The 15564-nt window shown below is 36.4% G+C and carries 22 protein-coding genes and 2 pseudogenes; 14 read left to right on the top strand and 10 right to left on the bottom strand.

The window, feature by feature from the left end:
* The first annotated feature begins 220 nt into the window (after positions 1-220).
* Positions 221-406 (top strand): hypothetical protein, encoded by a 186-nt coding sequence (locus AC012T_RS05305; protein ID WP_487063744.1) that lies wholly within the window; start codon positions 221-223, stop codon positions 404-406.
* On the opposite strand, the gene AC012T_RS05300 is transcribed toward AC012T_RS05305, so the two are convergent.
* The 4 genes from AC012T_RS05300 to AC012T_RS05285 are packed head-to-tail and all read right to left on the bottom strand — an operon-like array spanning position 362 to position 1473.
* Positions 362-559: an element excision factor XisI family protein gene (locus AC012T_RS05300; protein WP_487066454.1), complete on the bottom strand. Its 198-nt coding sequence runs from the start codon at positions 557-559 to the stop codon at positions 362-364. The genes AC012T_RS05305 and AC012T_RS05300 overlap by 45 nt on opposite strands.
* Positions 560-597: 38 nt before the next feature.
* Entirely contained in the window at positions 598-1014 is a 417-nt protein-coding gene (locus AC012T_RS05295; RefSeq protein ID WP_487063742.1) for a putative toxin-antitoxin system toxin component, PIN family, read from the bottom strand.
* On the bottom strand, positions 1004-1225 hold the full coding sequence (locus AC012T_RS05290) for a hypothetical protein (protein ID WP_487063740.1): 222 nt from the start codon (positions 1223-1225) through the stop codon (positions 1004-1006). The genes AC012T_RS05295 and AC012T_RS05290 overlap by 11 nt, the downstream gene beginning before the upstream one ends.
* A 26-nt stretch (positions 1226-1251) precedes the next feature.
* Positions 1252-1473 carry a type II toxin-antitoxin system Phd/YefM family antitoxin gene (locus AC012T_RS05285; protein WP_487063738.1) on the bottom strand — a complete coding sequence of 74 codons (222 nt, stop codon included), beginning with the start codon at positions 1471-1473 and terminating at the stop codon, positions 1252-1254.
* 388 nt (positions 1474-1861) lie between these two features.
* Between AC012T_RS05285 and AC012T_RS05280 the strand changes: the two genes are divergently transcribed.
* Genes AC012T_RS05280 through AC012T_RS05270 form a run of 3 tightly spaced genes read left to right on the top strand, consistent with a single transcriptional unit; the run spans position 1862 to position 2561 of the window.
* The gene (locus AC012T_RS05280) at positions 1862-2119 is read left to right on the top strand and encodes a hypothetical protein (protein ID WP_487063736.1); all 258 of its coding nucleotides are present in this window, start codon (positions 1862-1864) and stop codon (positions 2117-2119) included.
* A complete protein-coding gene (locus tag AC012T_RS05275; RefSeq protein WP_487063734.1) occupies positions 2116-2376 on the top strand; it encodes a ribbon-helix-helix domain-containing protein in 261 nt (86 codons plus the stop codon). The genes AC012T_RS05280 and AC012T_RS05275 overlap by 4 nt, the downstream gene beginning before the upstream one ends.
* Positions 2377-2378: 2 nt before the next feature.
* The gene (locus tag AC012T_RS05270; protein ID WP_487063732.1) at positions 2379-2561 is read left to right on the top strand and encodes a type II toxin-antitoxin system RelE/ParE family toxin; all 183 of its coding nucleotides are present in this window, start codon (positions 2379-2381) and stop codon (positions 2559-2561) included.
* A gap of 152 nt (positions 2562-2713) precedes the next feature.
* On the opposite strand, the pseudogene AC012T_RS05265 reads toward AC012T_RS05270, so the two are convergent.
* A pseudogene (locus AC012T_RS05265) lies at positions 2714-3148 on the bottom strand (element excision factor XisI family protein).
* Positions 3149-3336: 188 nt separating this feature from the next.
* Between AC012T_RS05265 and AC012T_RS05260 the strand changes: the two are divergent.
* The 4 genes from AC012T_RS05260 (at position 3337) to AC012T_RS05245 (ending at position 4730) form a co-directional block, all read left to right on the top strand.
* Positions 3337-3654, top strand: coding sequence for a hypothetical protein (locus AC012T_RS05260; protein ID WP_487063730.1), 318 nt, complete (start codon positions 3337-3339; stop codon positions 3652-3654).
* The gene (locus AC012T_RS05255) at positions 3651-4013 is read left to right on the top strand and encodes an aspartyl protease (RefSeq protein WP_487063728.1); all 363 of its coding nucleotides are present in this window, start codon (positions 3651-3653) and stop codon (positions 4011-4013) included. The genes AC012T_RS05260 and AC012T_RS05255 overlap by 4 nt, the downstream gene beginning before the upstream one ends.
* A 67-nt stretch (positions 4014-4080) precedes the next feature.
* The gene (locus AC012T_RS05250) at positions 4081-4320 is read left to right on the top strand and encodes a hypothetical protein (protein ID WP_487063726.1); all 240 of its coding nucleotides are present in this window, start codon (positions 4081-4083) and stop codon (positions 4318-4320) included.
* Entirely contained in the window at positions 4317-4730 is a 414-nt protein-coding gene (locus AC012T_RS05245) for a putative toxin-antitoxin system toxin component, PIN family (RefSeq protein ID WP_487063724.1), read from the top strand. Before AC012T_RS05250 ends, AC012T_RS05245 begins: the two co-directional genes overlap by 4 nt.
* A 29-nt stretch (positions 4731-4759) precedes the next feature.
* On the opposite strand, the gene AC012T_RS05240 is transcribed toward AC012T_RS05245, so the two are convergent.
* Positions 4760-5089: an element excision factor XisI family protein gene (locus tag AC012T_RS05240; RefSeq protein ID WP_487066452.1), complete on the bottom strand. Its 330-nt coding sequence runs from the start codon at positions 5087-5089 to the stop codon at positions 4760-4762.
* A 254-nt stretch (positions 5090-5343) separates the two neighbouring features.
* Between AC012T_RS05240 and AC012T_RS05235 the strand changes: the two genes are divergently transcribed.
* Positions 5344-5658 carry a hypothetical protein gene (locus tag AC012T_RS05235; protein ID WP_487063722.1) on the top strand — a complete coding sequence of 105 codons (315 nt, stop codon included), beginning with the start codon at positions 5344-5346 and terminating at the stop codon, positions 5656-5658.
* A 5-nt stretch (positions 5659-5663) separates the two neighbouring features.
* Positions 5664-6086, top strand: coding sequence for an HNH endonuclease (locus AC012T_RS05230; protein ID WP_487063720.1), 423 nt, complete (start codon positions 5664-5666; stop codon positions 6084-6086).
* 68 nt (positions 6087-6154) lie between these two features.
* Here the strand turns inward: AC012T_RS05230 and AC012T_RS05225 are convergent.
* A pseudogene (locus AC012T_RS05225) lies at positions 6155-6491 on the bottom strand (element excision factor XisI family protein).
* 99 nt (positions 6492-6590) lie between these two features.
* Between AC012T_RS05225 and AC012T_RS05220 the strand changes: the two are divergent.
* Positions 6591-8078, top strand: coding sequence for a Shedu immune nuclease family protein (locus tag AC012T_RS05220; RefSeq protein ID WP_487063718.1), 1488 nt, complete (start codon positions 6591-6593; stop codon positions 8076-8078).
* A 291-nt stretch (positions 8079-8369) separates the two neighbouring features.
* Here the strand turns inward: AC012T_RS05220 and ahcY are convergent, their stop codons facing one another.
* Entirely contained in the window at positions 8370-9647 is a 1278-nt protein-coding gene (gene ahcY, locus AC012T_RS05215) for an adenosylhomocysteinase (protein WP_487063716.1), read from the bottom strand.
* 397 nt (positions 9648-10044) lie between these two features.
* Here ahcY and AC012T_RS05210 point away from each other — a divergent pair, with 397 nt between their 5' ends.
* Complete coding sequence (locus AC012T_RS05210; RefSeq protein WP_487063714.1) at positions 10045-11682, top strand: mechanosensitive ion channel family protein; 1638 nt, start codon at positions 10045-10047, stop codon at positions 11680-11682.
* A 232-nt stretch (positions 11683-11914) separates the two neighbouring features.
* On the opposite strand, the gene AC012T_RS05205 is transcribed toward AC012T_RS05210, so the two are convergent.
* Positions 11915-12247, bottom strand: a complete 333-nt coding sequence (locus tag AC012T_RS05205) for a hypothetical protein (RefSeq protein ID WP_487063712.1) — start codon at positions 12245-12247, stop codon at positions 11915-11917.
* A 136-nt stretch (positions 12248-12383) separates the two neighbouring features.
* Positions 12384-13352 (bottom strand): metal ABC transporter substrate-binding protein, encoded by a 969-nt coding sequence (locus AC012T_RS05200; RefSeq protein ID WP_487063710.1) that lies wholly within the window; start codon positions 13350-13352, stop codon positions 12384-12386.
* 212 nt (positions 13353-13564) lie between these two features.
* On the opposite strand from AC012T_RS05200, the gene AC012T_RS05195 reads away from it, so the two are divergent.
* Together AC012T_RS05195 and AC012T_RS05190 are read left to right on the top strand one after the other, a co-directional pair.
* Positions 13565-14305: a metal ABC transporter ATP-binding protein gene (locus AC012T_RS05195; protein WP_487066450.1), complete on the top strand. Its 741-nt coding sequence runs from the start codon at positions 13565-13567 to the stop codon at positions 14303-14305.
* 155 nt (positions 14306-14460) lie between these two features.
* Entirely contained in the window at positions 14461-15324 is an 864-nt protein-coding gene (locus tag AC012T_RS05190) for a metal ABC transporter permease (protein WP_487063708.1), read from the top strand.
* The last annotated feature ends 240 nt before the right edge of the window (positions 15325-15564 follow it).

The following is a 15564-nucleotide window of genomic DNA, read 5'->3' as shown; positions in this document are numbered from 1 at the left end:
ACAAAAACTTACACATTTAGGACTTACGCAAGTGTCACACTAAAAATATTCGGTGGCGTTTCTGTTATTGTTAGAGGGTGTTTGAAAAGTCTCCTTCCATGTCATGCTGAGGAACGAAGCATCTCAGTATGTCGGCTAAACTCCAGATTCTTCGTTGCGTAAGACTCCACATGGCTAACGCCACGCTATGCCTACGGCACACTACGTGAACGCGAACAGAATGACAAATTATACGTCCCTAAACTTTTCAAACATCCTCTTAGGTCAAGAAATTGGTTATGAACATCCTTATGATTGGTTGCGGGTTTTTGATGCGGATGAATTGCAAGATTTTATTAAAGAAGTGAGTGAGGCTTTTCGTTTAACTGATACTTCTAATCAAGCTTGGGATTTGATTGATGCCTGAACCATAAGTCCGTTTTTCACCTTCCCACCCTATATGACTTACTAAATAGTGATTTCTTTGATTATCAAATATTAATTGTAATTCTGTTCCTTTGACTAGATGACTTTCTGTATGTCTTGCTAATACTGTCTGTACTAATTCAGGATAATTCATTCCTTTCATAAAACAATTTGAATTATATTAAGTATAATTTAATCAATGCTAATAAAGTCTCTTGGAGTAATAATCTGGTCTTGATATTTGGCTAGAGTTTTGAGTGATAACAAATCTTGATCTCCTATGATTAAAAATTCGGCATTAGCATCTTTTGCTAGTTCTAAAAATTTGTTATCGTCTGGATCTCTACAGATATCTATTTGAGTTTTTATTTCTATAAATTGGCTATATTTTTTGACTACTTCTAAAAAATCTTGTCGTTCTTCATCGGAGATATATTTATTGAATTTATGTTTATAAATTCGTGTTTTTAATTCTTGATAAGTTTCCTCACTTTGAGCTATTTTGAATTCTTTATAGGCTTTATCTAGGGCTTTACGGGCTGTTCCATCTGGACTGAGTGCAGCACTAAGTAAAACATTGGTGTCAATGACAATTAATTTATGATTCATCAGCTAATAATTCTTCTAAAATTTCTTCTGTAAGTCCTTTTACTTGAGCATTTCTACCAATTCTATCAAAAACAGTAAGTAAATCTTCTTCTTGATTTTTGTGTGAGTTAATCTTTATTTGTTGGATAATTTCTTCTTGTTCTTGTGCGGGAAGTTGTAAAACAAGATTAAGAATTTGCTCGAAGGTTAGAGGATAGGTTTTTTGTGTCATGGTATTAATTTTAACGCATTCAAAAATTAAAGTTTGTACGCAGGTAAGGGAGCATCAAAATCATCTGGAACTGTAAACTCTCCAGCACATAAACCATAAGGTCTGAGTTTTGGAGATGTGGAGAAAACTGGTTTTATTTCTGCTATTGGTTGACCTGCTTCGGTGATAATTATGCTTTCTCCTGCTGCTACTTGGTGAAGATAGATGGTGAGGTTTTTTTGGATTTCATCAATGGTTACGGTTAACATGAGATGATTTTGTGGGAATGTTTATATTATAGCAATTATTAATGTTTTTCATTTCGCGCAAAGGAAAAATGAAAACCAAAACAAAGGTTTTTGTAATGTTACCTATTGACAAATAATGGACATTACGTACAATAGTACGTAATATTATTTTTAGATTAAATCAGCGTTTGGAGGAAAATGCAGGTATCATGTCAATTGCAATTTTTACCAATGCGTTCTCAGATGAGTTAGTGACAGCTACTGAGTTAAATCGTCAACCTGGAAAGGTTTTAGATAAGGCTTATGAACACCCAATTACTATTACTAGAAATGACCAATCTTTTGCGCTGTTGCGTCGTGAATATGTAGCTTATCTTGTGAAAGGGGTAACACAAAGTAAGGCTGTGAGGTGTTATCGGTGGCGTTTCGGTTGTTGTTGGGTCAAGAAATTGGTTATGAACATCCTTATGGGTGGTTGCGGGTTTTTGATGCGGATGAATTGCAAGATTTTATTAAAGAAGTGAGTGAGGCTTTTCGTTTAACTGATACTTCTAATGAGGCTTGGGATTTGATTGATGCTATTATTTATGAATGGAAAGAAAGTTCTATAGCTATTCTTAGTCCTGAGTTAGCAGCAGCTTTTAATGATAATAAGGTGAAATCATGAATATCCAAATTAAACCGGAATTAGAGGAAATTATTCAAGCACAAATTGCTACGGGTAGATATACAAATCCTGAAGATGTGATTAGTAAGGCTTTGAAATTGCTTTTGGAGTGGGATCAGGGTTATCAGAATTGGGTAGAAGAAACGCGGGAAAAGGTTGATGTTGCTATTGAACAATTGAATAGAGGGGAAGGTATTGATGGGGAAGTTGTGATTTCACAATTGCGGGATAAGTTGCGTCAAGCCAGAGAAATATAAGGATGAAAATACATATTATCTCTCCAGAAGCTAGTCGGGATTTATCAGAAATTATTGATTATTTTGCAAATAGAAATATTGATGCTGGAGAGCGTTTTGTTGATGAGTTTGAAAAGAAGTGTAAGTATTTAGCTAATTTCCCCAATATGGGGCTATTAGGGTTGATTTGCGGGGTGTTCCTTTAGATGGTTACGTTATTCTTTATCGAGTTCTTAATGGTGGGATTGAAATTGTGCGCGTCGTTAGTGGTTATCGAAATTTGGAATCTTTGTTACAGAATCAATGGATGATTGAGAGTTTTTCTCACGCAAAGACGCAAAGGAAGAATTGCAAGATTTTAAGTAACTGCAAATTCGGTATATTGTCTGATATCCGCTGGTTGGAAGGCTAAAACTATTTGATTTTTAGGAATACCAGCGTTAACAAGTTCGTTGGCTATACCGTATTCTGTTCCGTCTCTTTGAATCCAGATTTTATCGTTGATTATGTCTATATGAGCTAAGCAACCATGCACTCTTTGATTATTTCCCCAGCCTAATGTTAGTAGTAGGTCAGGACTTACACAAAACAGAATGGAAGTAGGGGTAATTCATGAATTACCCCTACCCAAGAATCAGGTTTTGAGTCCAATCTTGCGTAAGTCCTATAGGTAATGGTTGGTGGTTTGGTCTATTATTAGTTGTCTTTCTAGTTCACCGTAAGCGTAGGGAAGTTGGGAATATTCGGTTAATATTTTTTGAATGATTTGGCGATAATTATCTAAGGTATCCATTGCAGTATAATCTCTCCTTTTGAGTCGAAGACAAGTAAACAAAGGCGTTGATTTTCTAAGTTGGCAGCAGCTTTTAATGATGAAAATAAAGAGGGAAAATCATGTTAAAATTTATGTTCAAACAATGATAAAAGTTGTAATTAAGCACAATTTAAGTTAAAATAATAATTGGAGTTCAAGTTAATAATATGACTCACATAACATCAAAAAAAGTGGTAAGAAGAGGAAGAATTTTTCCTGAATTAACTATACCACCAGAAGAATTAGCCAGACGAGCAGCGGAAGATGAAATATTTTATCAACGTTGTCGTGCAATTTTTGAGCGTGTCCGTCCTCAATATATTGAAAGTCACTATAGCTGGTATATTGCCATAGAACCAGATAGTGGTGAATACTTTCTTGCTCAAGATAATATTCAAGCTCATAAAAAAGTCCTTGAAAAATATCCAAAGGCTAAGAATTATGTGTTTTGCTTAAACGAAACAGGAACGACTGGGAGAATATGATTCAGGGAAGTTTTGGTAGTGAGGGGCAGCTATTTTTTGAGATTGATTTGATTACTGCTGATGGGTTAAATTTGCCTGTGGATGCGATGTTAGATACAGGTTTTACCAAGTTTATGGCAATTAATACTCAAGATTTGGATGGACTTGATTGGGTTTTTCTTGGTAATGAACCTATGCAAACAGCACAAGGTGAATCAAGGTTTAATATCTATTTAGGTAAGGTAATATTGGATGGTAAGGAATATGAAATTCCTGTTCATGTGGGGGATAATATTACAGAAGTTTTATTAGGTTCTGAATGGTTGAAGTTTTTGCGTTTGGTGGTGGATTTTCTAGAGGGTATTTTGACTTTGGGATAATTTTTTATTTCGCGCAAAGTAAGAAAAGTATCATAAAATATATATAGGATAAATAGCAGAATAAATTATGAATGCTTACAAAACTTATATCACGATTGAAGACCCGAAGCAGGTAGTTTTATCTGATTTACCTTTTCAAGTTGGACAGCGTGTGGAGATTATTGTTTTAGCTGAAGATAACCCGCAAGTTACGATTAGTAATAAGTTGCGGAATTTATTTGATAAAACTCAGGCTATTCCTGGTGTGGAAGAGGTTACAGATGAGGATATAGCCGCAGAAATTGAAGCTTATCGGCGTGGGGAATGAAAGTTATTATTGATACTAATGTTTTAGTTTCTGCTGTTCTCAAGGGGAGAGAACCAAGGGAAGTTATTCAATTTGTTGTGGATAGTCCTAATTGTGATTGGGTTGTTTCTGAGGATATTTTAGCAGAGTATCAGGATGTGTTAAGTCGGAAGAAGTTTAAATTGACAGATGAAGTCAGAAAAGAATGGTTAGATGTTATAGATTTGGTAACTAAATTAGTTGATGTTCAGGTAACTATAGATTTTGCTAGAGATAGAAAGGATGAAAAGTTTTTAGCTTGTGCTGTCGCAGCAGAGGCGGATTTTTTAATTACTGGAGATGCTGATTTTAATCAAGCACAGAATTTAGTGAATACTACTATTGTTTCTGTGTCTATGTTTAAGCGGTTGGTTTGTGATTTTAGGGGATAATCAGGCGATTAGAAAGATATATAAAAAATTTAACCTTCTGCAAAACCAGTAAACTGCCTAATATGAGGCGCTCTAAAACCTAACACAATATCTGTTTTCGGTACTCCTAACTCTACTAATTGATTAGGAATTCCTTCTTCTGTAAAATCGCGCTGAATCCAAATTTTTCCATCTTTAATATCTACATGAATCATTGTACCATAGGTTCTCTTTTCACCTTCCCAACCTATATGAACTACTAGATAGCGATTTCTTTGAATGTCAAATATTAACTCAATTTCTGTTCCTTCAGAGCAATGACCGTCTGTATGTGTTGTTAACACTTGTTGTACTAATTCAGGGTAATCTAATTTTTCCATAACATTGGGAACTGGTTTAATTTCTGCAATTGCTTTACCTGCTTCAATGATAAGAATACTTTCTCCTGCTGCTACTTGGTGAAGATAGCTAGTGAAGTTTTTCTGGATTTCATCAATGGTTACAGTTAACATGAGATGATTTTGTGGGAATCTTTCTAGTATATCAAGAAGTTATGAATATTTTTATCTCACACAGAGATGCAAAGGAAGAGAAGTGTTATAAAATATATATAGGTCAAATACCAGGATAAATTATGACTACACAAATTAATGCTCCTCCTGCGGTTGATTATGCACCTCTGGAATTACAAGGGGAATTAATGGCTATGCAAGAATTAACGATTGAGGATTTATTAAATATTGCTCAAATTCAAATTCCTGAAAGTCAGCAAGAATTACATTTACAACTTTTAGAAAAAAATCAAAATAATCAATTAAGTGAATCTGATAGGTTATTGTTGAAATCACTGCGAGTGAGTGCTGATTATTTAATGTTAAAAAAAGCTTATGCCTATGCACTTTTAAAGTGGAAAGGTTATACTCTTCCAGATTTTGAGCAAATAGTATAATACCAGTGTCATCTATTTCTAAATCTCTTCGTCAACAAGTTATTAATGAGGCAGGCTATAGATGTGAATATTGTCGCACTTCTAGCCGTTTAACAGGTATGCCTTTAGTTATGGATCATATTTTACCTAGTTCTTTAGAGGGAAGTGATGAACGAGAAAATTTAGCTGCTTGTTGTTATCGTTGTAATGAGTTTAAAGGAGCGAAAATAACTGCTAATGATCCTGTAACTAATGAATCTGTATCTTTGTTTAATCCTCGTCAACAACGATGGTTAGATCATTTTCAATGGGCAAATGGTGGTACTCATATTATTGGGATAACTGCTATTGGCAGAGGTACGGTTTTAGCTTTACGATTAAATAATGAGGATGTTGTACAAGCTAGGGCTATTTGGGTTGGTTTAAGCTGGCATCCTCCTAATGATTAATAATGGGTATTTTTGGGGTTTTTATCTCACGCAAAAGCGCAAAGACGCAAAGAAAGAATTGCAAGATTTTAAGTAATTGCAAATTCGGTATATTGTCTGATATCGGCTGGTTGGAAGGCTAAAACAATTTGATTTTTAGGAATACCAGCGTTAACAAGTTCGTTGGCTATACCGTATTCTGTTCCGTCTCTTTGAATCCAGATTTTATCGTTGATTATATCTATATGAACTAAGCAACCATGTACTCGTTGATTATTTTCCCAGCAAGAGTGTTAGTAGTAGGTAATGGTTGGCGGTTTGGTCTATTATTAGTTGTCTTTCTAGTTCACCGTAAGCGTAGGGAAGTTGGGAATATTCGGTTAATATTTTTTGAATGATTTGGCGATATTTATCTAAGGTATCCATTGCAGTATAATCTCTTGTTATATTCGTAGGTTGGGTTTGTGGTAATTGAGTGATATACGATATACTGAACTTTGATGTAACAGTAAAGGATAAAAATGTATGAATATGGAAAATAATACTATCCCCCCCATTGATTACGCACCTCCAGAATTGCAAGGTGAATTAATCGCTATGCAAAAATTAGAAACTGAAAAATTATTAGAAATTATTAATGGTGAATTTCCAGAAATTAAAAAAGAATCTCAGTTATCCCTATTTTCTGATCATTCAGATAATCAGCAAAGTGAATATGAGAAAAATAATCAACTCAGTAAAGCGAATGAATTTTTAATTAAACGAGCTTATGCTCTTGCGCTTTTGAGGTATAGAAATCATCCCAGAGAAACTAAGCTAACTGGCAAAAATAAAAACAGACGAAGTAAAGATTATCTTGATTTTATATCAGTATGGACTAAATTAATTGTCTCTCTAAATTCTACCACTGATGATAAAACTTTAAATGATACTCTTTCTAAGTTTGATTGTGTGGTGGGAAATCCTCCATTTCAAACTAAGACGCATCAATGTGCAGAATTTATTTTACTAGATGATTTAAGACTTAATAAAGTTAGTAATGAGTTAGCTCGGAAGTGTAAATGCTTTGTTCCTGTAACAAATTATATATCTGATAGTGTAAACAAGGCTGCAACTGATATATCAAGTAAATTTGAAGTACATCGTAGCCATCATACTAAAAGTTCATTTAGGGACGTATTTATAGAAAATAGTGATCTTACTTGGGAAGCACTAGAGATACGTCGAGAGCAAATAAATCCCTCTGGAAATATTAATATTATAACAAACAAATTACGCAAAAAAGCTGATTCTCCAAATGAATTCAACCGAATTTTGGATTTACTGATTACATCAAGAGAAATATCAAAAATCATAGTAGATATTTTGGAAAATAAATCAGAAAATGAACGAGATATTGAAGTTCAAAAATTACTTAACAGAATAGTAGCAGTAGATAATCTCAAAAATATTCTTGAAACATGGAAAGATAATAAAAATAATTCATTAGAGGAATTTTGGCATAAATTTTTTGAGGAAAACTCAGTTATACTGGGACAAGTCTTTTCTACACCAGTAACTATACTAGGTTCTAAAGCTTATGTAGGTGGAAAAAAATTCGATAATAAAGGTGGTAAGTATCCTGATTATTTGATGATACATAAACAAACAAGGAACACTGCATTAATAGAAATAAAAACACCTCAGACGAAACTTCTTTCTAGTGAATATAGGTCTGGAATTTATCAAACTTCCCCTGAAATAACAGGTGCTGTTATTCAATTATTAACTTATCGTGACCAATTTATTAAAGATTATTACAGTCTCGTTCACAATTTTCCAGATGAACGTTTTTATGCCTTTAACCCTCAGTGTATTTTAATTGCTGGTAATGCAAAACAAGAATTATGTGATAGTGAAAAAAAGCAATCTTTTGAACTCTCTCGCTCTAACTCTCAAGGTGTACAGATTGTTACTTATGATGAAGTTTTTGAAAAATTAAGCACTTTAGTTAATCTTTTAGAAGGTAAATAATTTAGATGATTTCTTTCACTTTCCATCTTATTATACCAATTCTTCCTTCGTGTTCTTCGCTTCTTCGTGGTTCATTAAATAAAAAAAAGGAATAAGCAAAACGCCCATCCCCAAAAAACCAACTATTAATCGTTGTGCTTCCAAACCCGCCCAGAACTGAAGTTCCGGGCTAATAGCCAAAGTAAACTAAAGTTTACTAAAAGACATTCATTTTACTTAGTCATCTTTAGATGACTTGAGCTATTAGACAGGGAATTAATTCCCTGTCGGGATATGGGTTTTACCAATAAATCAAGTACCAGACTGCCAAGAATTGATATAGTCAATTTGCTCGGCTGTCAAACTATCAATGAAAATGCCCATAGCTTGCAACTTCAAGCGAGCAATTTCTTCATCTACTTCTCTAGGAATAGAATGCAAACCAGCAGCTAAACTACCCTTATTCTTCACCAGGTATTCAACAGCCAAAGCTTGGTTAGCAAAACTCATATCCATAACTGCGCTGGGGTGTCCTTCAGCAGCAGCCAAATTAATCAAACGTCCTTGTCCGAGTACGACAACGGATTTACCATTTGTCAATTTATACTCTTCAGTGAAAGGACGGACATCCTTGATTTCCTTAGCATTAGCAGCTAAGTATTTCAAATCAAGTTCCAAATCAAAGTGACCAGAGTTACAAACGATCGCACCGTCTTTCATCACATCGAAGTGTTCACCCCGAACGACGTGCTTGTTACCTGTGACAGTAATGAAGATATCACCGTGAGGTGCTGCTTCCGCCATTGGTAGCACGCGGAAACCATCCATAACGGCTTCAATTGCCTTGATGTGGTCAATTTCGGTAACGATCACGTTTGCACCCATCCCACGGGCGCGGAGGGCTGTTCCCTTACCACACCAGCCATAACCGACAACTACAACAGTCTTACCAGCTAACAAAATATTTGTAGCGCGGATAATCCCATCTAAGGTAGATTGACCAGTACCATAGCGGTTATCAAAGAAGTGCTTGGTGTCTGCGTCGTTGACGTTCATTGCGGGAAAGGTGAGAACGCCTTCTTTAAACATGGCGCGTAACCGCACGATACCTGTGGTGGTTTCTTCGGTGCTACCAATTAAATCTGCGATTTGGTGTTGACGATGTTGAACCAATTCTGCTACCACGTCGCTACCGTCATCAACAATGATGTTGGGGCGATGATCTAATGCGATTTGCACGTGGCGGTTATAGGTGGCGCTATCTTCGCCTTTTTGAGCAAATACGGAAATTTCATGATCAGCTACAAGACTTGCAGCTACGTCATCTTGAGTTGATAAAGGGTTACTAGCAATTAAAACTGCATCAGCACCACCGGCTTTAAGAGCGATCGCCAAATGTGCAGTTTCTGTGGTCACGTGGGCGCAAGCTACAAGGCGCAATCCAGCAAAAGGCTTTTCTTTCTCAAAGCGATCGCGGATTTGCTTCAATACGGGCATTTCTCGTCCAGCCCACTCAATCCGTTGTCTTCCCAAGGGAGCTAGGCCGAGGTCTTTAACCTCGTGCTTTAATCTGGGAGTAGTTGCGGTCATTCAAATTATCCTCTAAAAAACAAAAAAGGTGCTTATACCTTTACGTACTTTAATAGATTATTTCACGAGTAGCCATATTTGCCGTTAATTAGCAATCAGCTAGTCAATAAGTCCTCAGCACTAGCTTCACCTTGGATATGAGCAATATCAACGCCCTATCTAGCTTTTTTCTTTTTCATCTTTCTCTGGTAAAAGTATTATCGACATTTACTTTTAGTTTTGAATCAATTCAAACCTGAATATGATCTGTCTAAAGATAGACAATAACCAAAAAAATGCAAATATCATCATCTTTAGGTCAATATTGAACCTTAGATAGGTACATTTACACAACTTTTTTGGTAGAAAATAACTATCGAAACACCCAATAATAGATTTTGCCCAAGGAGGTTTTTGATTGCGTTTAAAATTTTTGGCGATTGCAGGTTCAATGGTTATTACTATTGTTTCTGTACCAAAAGCTACAGCCCAGATTCCTCTTTTACCTTACTTACCAAATCCTAGCAGCGTAAATAATGCTTCCGAAAATACAATCGTTTCAGAATGGGTTTATTTAGATGGTCGTCCTCTATTTCAGATCGCTGCATCAAAAACCAATCTTTCAGAACGGTTGCAAAATATCCAACTTAATTTGCAGGAAATTAGCCAGGATTACTTTTATTCATCTACACAAAAACTTAATGTGCAGACCCGTAGAATCAACGATTTGCCAGTAATTTATGTTAATGAAAAATACTTGATGACAGTTAATTCTGATGATGCTAAATTACGTCAAGTAGATTCCTTAACACTTACTAATCAAATTGCTGTAGATTTACAAAAAGAGTTAGAACGTGCTAAAGAAGAACGCCAAATTTCATCTTTAATCGGTCAAGGTAAAATTGCAGGTAGTCTTGCTTTAGCAATGCTTGTCACAAGTTTAATAATATATCGTTATCAACGCCGGTTTCAAAAAGATGATGTAGAAGCAGTTTCACCAACCAACGAAATAGAACAACCGATTACAACCCAACTCAATCAACAACAACATCAGCATTTAGCAGAAGTTCAAAAAAGACTATTTCAATTAACTCAAACAGGTATTTGGGGTGGTGGAAGTTTTGTTGTTTTGGGTCTGTTTCCCTACACGCGAGCATTACAATTAGGGATTCTCGCAGCTGCTCAAATTCCTTTGAAAGTAGGTATTGTGGTATTAGGAACCTACGTAGCTATTCGGTTTAGTTATGCCCTAATCGACAAATTTACCACAACTTTAATCAGCGGTGGTGTTTTATTAAACTCAGAAACTTCTGAACGGATGCAACTGCGAGTTTCCACATTTTCAGGAGTGACAAAAAGTATTACTACTTTGATTTGGATGGGAGTTGGTATTTTACTTACCCTCATCGCTTTGGGTATAGATATAATTCCTTTACTAGCAGGTGCTGGTTTAATTGGTGTAGCTGTATCCCTCGCTTCTCAGAACTTAATTAAAGATGCCATTAATGGCTTTTTGATTATCCTTGAAGACCAATATGCCCTTGGTGATGTAATTAATGTGGGAGATGTGGGCGGTTTAGTAGAAAATCTCAATTTGCGAATGACTCAAGTCCGGGACGCAGAAGGACGTTTGATTACAATTCCCAACAGCGAAGTTAAAATAGTAGCCAATCTTTCTAGTCGTTGGTCACGGGCTGATTTAACTATTCCAGTTTCCTACCAAGCCAATATTGATGAAGCTTTGAAATTAATCGAGAATGTGGCTGTGAAAATGAATCAAGAACCCTTCTGGAAGCGGCAAATTATCGAAAAGCCCAGTATTTTAGGAATTGATAATTTTAGCGATCGCGGTATGATGATTCGCGTATGGATTAAAACCCAGCCCCTCAAGCAATGGGACGTAGCCAGAGAATATCGTCGTCGTCTCAAAATTGCCTTAGACCAAGCCGATATTTCCATCCCCGTACCACAACAAGCAATTTGGATCAATGATTCTCACCTGTTAAATTATGAGGGTAATGGTGCATCTAGTCCTGAATTAGGTGGACATCTTTAAATCACCAACCCCGTAGGGGCGGAATCTCCCCCATGAGTATCAACACAAACTCAAATCATTACCATACCTCGTTCCTAGTCTCTGACTAGGAATGCTATCACAGAAGTATCTTTCGCCTTGACCACACCCAACGCCGTCATTGCAACTCGTTCCTAGTCTCTGACTAGGAATGCTATCACAGAGGCTCTGCCTCCACTCTCCTGCCTCCACTCTCATTGTTTCAAACATCCTCTTACCACCAAACTCGATTTCCGTCTTCATCTACTCGCGCTTGACGAATCATATCAGAAATTTCTTCTGCATCTTTGACGTGGTGGAGTGCTTTTTGCTCACCTTCAGGAGTTTCAACTACAAAATAAGTTGGAACTGTAATATGATCGCCTGTAATATCCGGTGAGTCTACAGCAATTTGTTGAGATTTTTCTTCAATTGATTGCGGTTCTTCAGCAATTCTATCCCCAGGATTAGCAGTTAAGTTCCTTTTTTTGACATTTAGTTCTTTTTTAGAAAAGCTATCTTTATCTACTGGCTGATTAATTTGTTTATCTTGATGATTATCAGTCATGAGTTTTACCAAAATATTTTTTTGCTATCACTAATATCAATTTAAACAATCAAAGCCATAAGTAGCTCTTTCTTAGGAAAGAGTTTAAGAATGAAATTAAAACTTGGCTTCAGACTAAAGTTAGAGACTAATTTCACTAAGATTTTGCTTCTATTTTTTGCTTGAGTTTAAACGGCGTATATTTACCTCCCAATGCTGTGACAATAGCACGGGTATTGGCTACCATCATTTTGATGTATGTATCTCCATCACTTCCCTTTGCACCAATAGAATCAGAATAAAGTTGTTGTGGAGCAAGTTTTATACCTGCCTCTTGGGCAACGGTTTTAATTAAAGCTGGATTAATGGTAGTTTCAGCAAAAATTGCAGGTACACCTATTTTTTTGACTGAATCTACTAATTGTTTTACCGTTTGGGCGCTGGGTTGTTCTTCTGTACTAATGCCAATTAAAGTTCCAGCAATTTTGATCCCATAGGAATTTCCATAATATTGAAATGCATCATGAGTAGTGATCAGTTTACGTTTTTCTGGGGGAATAGTTTGGATTTGTCCCCTAATCCAGATATTTAATTGCTGTAATTCATCAATAAGTTTGTCTGCTTTTTGAGTAAATTTATCTTTATCTTCTGGTGATAACTCAATTAATCCATCTCTAATTGCTTTTACCATCAAGATGGCATTTTCTCCACTTCCCCAAACGTGTGGATCTGGAACAATTTGACCTTTGCTTTTTTCTAACTTTAAGGGTTTGACCACTTCCCCTACTGCTAACTTTCGTGTTTTTCTTCCACTAGCGTTCATCAACTTAATAATTCCCGGTTCTAAGTTATAACCGTTATATAAAATTAAGTCTGCTGCTTCTAAAACTCGGCTATCTGCGGGTACTGGTTCGTAAACGTGAGGATCTGCACCGGGTTGAAGAATTCCCAACAAATTAATTTCCTCTCCACCAACCTCTTCAGCTAAATCTGCAATTATAGTGCTAGTTGCTACAACTTGCGGTTTACCATTTCTCCGTGGCTGAGAGTCTAACGGAGTACAACTGAGTAATGTTAAAGGTAACAAAATTCCCACACACAACCGAAAAATCTTTGTTTTCTTCATCCCACTACCACTATTGATTCTGAGTATTAATTTAATTTATCCCCATTATTACTTCTAATTATAGATTTTTTCATATTTCTCTCATATTTATAGTAAACTCAAGGAATGAATATTTAAGTACGGTTATGCAAAACGTCTCTTTTTATCAAAAAATTAGTTTATTACAGAGACAAGTAAGAGCGATTTCTGAACAAACTATCAAACCGATTGTGATGAATCCCACAGCAGCCATTAACATCTCCCACTTAGGGGTACACTACCGGACACAGGAAGCCTTGCGGGATGTTAACTGCATTATTAAACCAGGACGACTGACGGGAATTTTTGGCCCTAATGGTGCTGGTAAAAGTACGCTGATGAAAGCAATTTTGGGATTAGTACCTTTAACTAGTGGTCAAGTTTTATACGAGAGCAAAGCCCTGATGCAGCAACTAGAGAAAGTTGCCTATGTACCACAACGTAGCCAAATTGATTGGAATTACCCTGCTACGGTTTGGGATGTAGTGATGATGGGACGTGTAAAAAAGACAGGCTGGTTACGTACTTTCTCGACTGTTAGCCGCCAAGTAGCCAAAGATGCTTTAGAAAGAGTGGGGATGAAAGAATTAGAAAACCGCACCATTGGTGAACTGTCTGGAGGACAACAACAACGGGTATTTTTAGCCCGTGCTTTAACCCAACAAGCAGAAATTTTCTGTTTTGATGAACCCTTTGTAGGAATTGATCAAAAAACCCAAACCATAATTTTTGAAGTTTTCCAAGAACTAGCCGCAGCTAACAAAATAGTTTTAGTAGTTAATCACGACTTAGGCGAATCCATCGCCCATTTTGATGATTTAATTTTACTAAATTGTGAACTAATTGCCACAGGTTCCCGCCAACAAGTCCTGACAGAACAAAACCTTAATCAAGCTTACGGAGGAAAAGTTATGTACTTCTCTGATGCAGCATAATACAGGAGTCAAAAGAGTTGTGAGTACCGAGTACCGTTAGCGGTAGCGTGGCGTTTAGCCTGTACCGAGTGCTTGACTCTCTTTCTTCGTCTCTTCCTTCGCGTCCTTCTCTTCGAGACACTTCGTGAATGCGTCTTTGCGGTTCATTTTCCTCTATGATTCAAACACTAATAGAACCGTTGCAATATGGCTTTATGCAACGTTCTTTAATCATCGCCATACTCGTAGGCTTATTATGTGCAGTAGTTGGTAGTTACTTAATGGTACAACGCCTAGCATTGCTGGGTGATGCTATCAGCCATTCTGTTTTACCAGGATTAGCGATCGCATTTATGATCGGTGCTAATATCTTTGTCGGTGCATTTATTGCTGGCATTGTGAGTACAATGGTCATAGCTTTTATTAGAACACGCTCACCCATTAAAGAAGATGCCGCAATGGGGATAGTGTTTTCAGCATTTTTTGCCCTGGGTGTGACTCTAATTACAGTTATTCAAAAAGATAATAAAATCGACCTGAATCACTTCCTTTTTGGGAATATTCTGAGTGTAACTGTAGATGAAGTGCGAGATACAACTATCATTGCTGCAATTGTTTTGATAGTTATCCTCTTATTATACAAAGAACTTCTATTTTACACCTTTGATCCATTGGGCGCACAAGCCGCAGGTTTACCAGTTAATCGTCTCAACTTTGGTTTAATGTTGTTGATTGCTTTAACCATTGTTGCCAGCATGAAAGCTGTAGGCGTAATTTTAGTATTATCACTTTTAATTACTCCAGGTGCAACCGCTTATCTATTAGTGAAACGCTTGCATGAAGTGATGATTGTCGGAGCCATAATTGGTGTAATTTCTAGTGTTAGCGGAATGTATATCAGCTACTTTTATAATTTACCTTCTGGGCCAGCTATTGTCTTAGTAGTTTCGAGTTTATTTACCTTGGCTTTATTATTCAGTCCCAGACATGGAATAATTTTTGCATCTCGTCAACCAAGGAAACAAGCTCTGGAAAAATAGCCCTTAGTACAAACACGCTTAAATTTATATAATTTAATTATAAGGCGCTCATCCACCGATGGGTAGATGCCAAAAAAATCACTACCTTATCTAAAAAAATGCGATCGCACTTTTTTAATTAATTCTTCCTGATTAACCCGACACACGGACGGAGGTATATATACCTTAATTGATTAATCGCCCTCAGGTGGAACTGGGGGTTTTACTACAATACTTTTCGATTATATACAAAAAAATATC

Source organism: Anabaena sp. EIM26, assembly GCF_057568715.1.
The sequence above is the reverse complement of the archived record's forward strand: the minus strand, read 5'-3'. Positions and strand labels throughout refer to the sequence as shown.

Coding starts and splice junctions, on each gene's coding strand:
- AC012T_RS05305 (WP_487063744.1), top strand. CDS start 221: ATGACAAATTATACGTCCCTAAACTTTTCAAACATCCTCTTAGGTCAA.
- AC012T_RS05200 (WP_487063710.1), bottom strand. CDS start 13,352: ATGAAGAAAACAAAGATTTTTCGGTTGTGTGTGGGAATTTTGTTACCT.
- AC012T_RS05270 (WP_487063732.1), top strand. CDS start 2,379: ATGAAAATACATATTATCTCTCCAGAAGCTAGTCGGGATTTATCAGAA.
- AC012T_RS05275 (WP_487063734.1), top strand. CDS start 2,116: ATGAATATCCAAATTAAACCGGAATTAGAGGAAATTATTCAAGCACAA.
- AC012T_RS05235 (WP_487063722.1), top strand. CDS start 5,344: ATGACTACACAAATTAATGCTCCTCCTGCGGTTGATTATGCACCTCTG.
- AC012T_RS05190 (WP_487063708.1), top strand. CDS start 14,461: ATGATTCAAACACTAATAGAACCGTTGCAATATGGCTTTATGCAACGT.
- AC012T_RS05240 (WP_487066452.1), bottom strand. CDS start 5,089: ATGGAAAAATTAGATTACCCTGAATTAGTACAACAAGTGTTAACAACA.
- AC012T_RS05285 (WP_487063738.1), bottom strand. CDS start 1,473: ATGTTAACCGTAACCATTGATGAAATCCAAAAAAACCTCACCATCTAT.
- AC012T_RS05250 (WP_487063726.1), top strand. CDS start 4,081: ATGAATGCTTACAAAACTTATATCACGATTGAAGACCCGAAGCAGGTA.
- AC012T_RS05295 (WP_487063742.1), bottom strand. CDS start 1,014: ATGAATCATAAATTAATTGTCATTGACACCAATGTTTTACTTAGTGCT.
- ahcY (WP_487063716.1), bottom strand. CDS start 9,647: ATGACCGCAACTACTCCCAGATTAAAGCACGAGGTTAAAGACCTCGGC.
- AC012T_RS05195 (WP_487066450.1), top strand. CDS start 13,565: ATGAATCCCACAGCAGCCATTAACATCTCCCACTTAGGGGTACACTAC.
- AC012T_RS05220 (WP_487063718.1), top strand. CDS start 6,591: ATGAATATGGAAAATAATACTATCCCCCCCATTGATTACGCACCTCCA.
- AC012T_RS05255 (WP_487063728.1), top strand. CDS start 3,651: ATGATTCAGGGAAGTTTTGGTAGTGAGGGGCAGCTATTTTTTGAGATT.
- AC012T_RS05300 (WP_487066454.1), bottom strand. CDS start 559: ATGAATTATCCTGAATTAGTACAGACAGTATTAGCAAGACATACAGAA.
- AC012T_RS05205 (WP_487063712.1), bottom strand. CDS start 12,247: ATGACTGATAATCATCAAGATAAACAAATTAATCAGCCAGTAGATAAA.
- AC012T_RS05260 (WP_487063730.1), top strand. CDS start 3,337: ATGACTCACATAACATCAAAAAAAGTGGTAAGAAGAGGAAGAATTTTT.
- AC012T_RS05245 (WP_487063724.1), top strand. CDS start 4,317: ATGAAAGTTATTATTGATACTAATGTTTTAGTTTCTGCTGTTCTCAAG.
- AC012T_RS05290 (WP_487063740.1), bottom strand. CDS start 1,225: ATGACACAAAAAACCTATCCTCTAACCTTCGAGCAAATTCTTAATCTT.